This is a genomic window from Streptomyces sp. 13-12-16, from assembly GCF_002114215.1.
In the GTDB taxonomy this organism is placed as follows: Bacteria; Actinomycetota; Actinomycetes; order Streptomycetales; family Streptomycetaceae; genus Streptomyces.
Map to the genome: position 1 here is coordinate 1 of NZ_NCTE01000414.1, position 1,893 is coordinate 1,893.

Genomic DNA, 1,893 nt, shown 5'->3' on the forward strand with positions numbered 1-1,893 from the left:
GGCCGCGGTGGCGGCTCGCCCACCCCCTCGGCACGCCCCGGCTTCCGCGGTACGGCGCCCGCGCCCCCGTCGTCCGGACCGTCCCGGTCGCCGTGCTCCCGCTCCCGTTCCCGCTCCCGCGACTCCCTCTCGGCCCCCTCGTGCCGCCCCGGCCGGTCCCGGCCCTCACCCGGCCGGCTCCCGGCCCGTGACGGCTCCCCGGAGGGCGACGGCGAGGACGATGACGAGAGGGACGACGAGGACGAGGGGGGCGGGGGCGAGGGGGCGGCGCCGTACGCCGACCCCGTGCCGGGGGGCGCCACGACGGGGCCGTACGGCACCACCGCCGCCCCCGTGACCAGAACAACCGTCGTCCCCACTACACGCAGCCATGGAGCCACGACCGTGACCTCCCGCGCCGGCCGGTGCTCGGTCGCACCGTCGGCAAGATGGGCCGGATGGACGCCAAACAGCCTGGCATTCCCGAACGTTCCCGGCATTCCGGATACGGCCGTCGGGTGGACCCCCGCCGAAGAACCCCGCTTCCGGGGGGACCGCCGAAACGGCACACGGCCGTGCGCGACAATGGCGGCATGGAGATGCCGAGGAACGAACGGTCGCCGGAGAATCCGCAGATCCTGGTCGTCGGCCAGGACGGCATGGCGCTCAGCGGCGGCGCCGGGGACGAGGACTCCCGCGAGACCCCGCTCACGGAGCAGGTGGAGCAGCCGGCGAAGGTCATGCGGATCGGCAGCATGATCAAGCAGCTGCTGGAGGAGGTGCGCGCGGCTCCCCTGGACGAGGCCAGCCGGGTCCGGCTCAAGGAGATCCACGCCAGTTCGGTGAAGGAACTGGAGGACGGCCTGGCCCCGGAGCTGGTCGAGGAGCTGGAGCGGCTCTCCCTGCCCTTCACGGACGAGAACACCCCGAGCGACGCCGAACTGCGGATCGCCCAGGCCCAGCTGGTGGGCTGGCTGGAGGGCCTGTTCCACGGGATCCAGACCACGCTCTTCGCCCAGCAGATGGCCGCGCGCGCCCAGCTCGAGCAGATGCGCCGCGCCCTTCCGCCCGGCGTCGGTGACGGCTCGGAGGACCCGCACCCGGGCGGCCGTTCGGGCGGCCCGTACCTGTAGACCGCGCGACGTCCCCGTCCGAACACCACGAAGGGGCCCGGCATCCGATGCCGGGCCCCTTCGTCACGCCTCGTGCGTCCCGGGGGTCTAGGACGGGGGGTTGCCCGTCGAGACCTTGAGGGTGATCTCGGGCATGTTCTCGGGGTCGACGTCCGTGCCCGCCGGCGGGAACTGCTCCCTGACGGAGCCCTCGCCGTAGGTGTTCTCGTCGACCTCGATGATCTTGAAGTCTCCCCAGCCGGCGGCCTGGAAGCACTCCTTCACCGACTGGATGTACTTGAACTTGAAGTCCGGGAGCTGGATCTTGTCGGGGTCGTTGGACGACTCGTACGGCTCCTCGCACTTCTCCTTGTCGATCTTCTTCGACGTGTCGGGTCCGCGGTAGCCCTCCGCCTTGGACGCCGACGCCGAGGCGCTGCCGCCTCCGCCGGCCTGCGGATCCTCGTCACCGCCGTTCATCATCAGCGCCGCGATCAGCCCGCCGACGGCGACGAGGGAGACGACGACCGACCCGATGACCACCGATTTGTTCCGGCCGCCGCCCGAGCCGGACGTCTGGGGCGTGATGTCGTACGGCGGCGGGGTCCCCGGCCCCGGCTGCGGCGCGTACGGCGACGGGGCGGGTGTCTGGTAGCCGCCGCCCTGCTGCGGATAGCCGTACGCGGGTGACGGCGCGGACGGCGCCGGGGTGCCGTACGGGTGCGGTGCCGGTGCGGGCTGGTACGGCGTCTGCACGTTGCCCGTGGGTGCCTGCGGCGCCTGGCCGACCGGCGGGGACACC

General features: G+C 73.0%; 2 protein-coding genes and 1 pseudogene. 2 read left to right on the plus strand and 1 reads right to left on the minus strand.

Going from position 1 to position 1,893, the window contains the following annotated elements; translation table 11 throughout:
• A pseudogene (locus B7767_RS47305) lies at positions 1 to 191 on the plus strand (hypothetical protein); the annotation flags it as partial.
• A gap of 381 nt (positions 192 to 572) precedes the next feature.
• Complete coding sequence (locus tag B7767_RS16810; RefSeq protein ID WP_085572900.1) at positions 573 to 1,112, plus strand: bacterial proteasome activator family protein; 540 nt, start codon at positions 573 to 575, stop codon at positions 1,110 to 1,112.
• An 87-nt stretch (positions 1,113 to 1,199) separates the two neighbouring features.
• On the opposite strand, the gene B7767_RS16815 is transcribed toward B7767_RS16810, so the two are convergent.
• Positions 1,200 to 1,893, minus strand: a 694-nt coding sequence (locus B7767_RS16815) for a PASTA domain-containing protein (RefSeq protein ID WP_143652522.1), incomplete at its 5' end; no start/stop codon positions are given.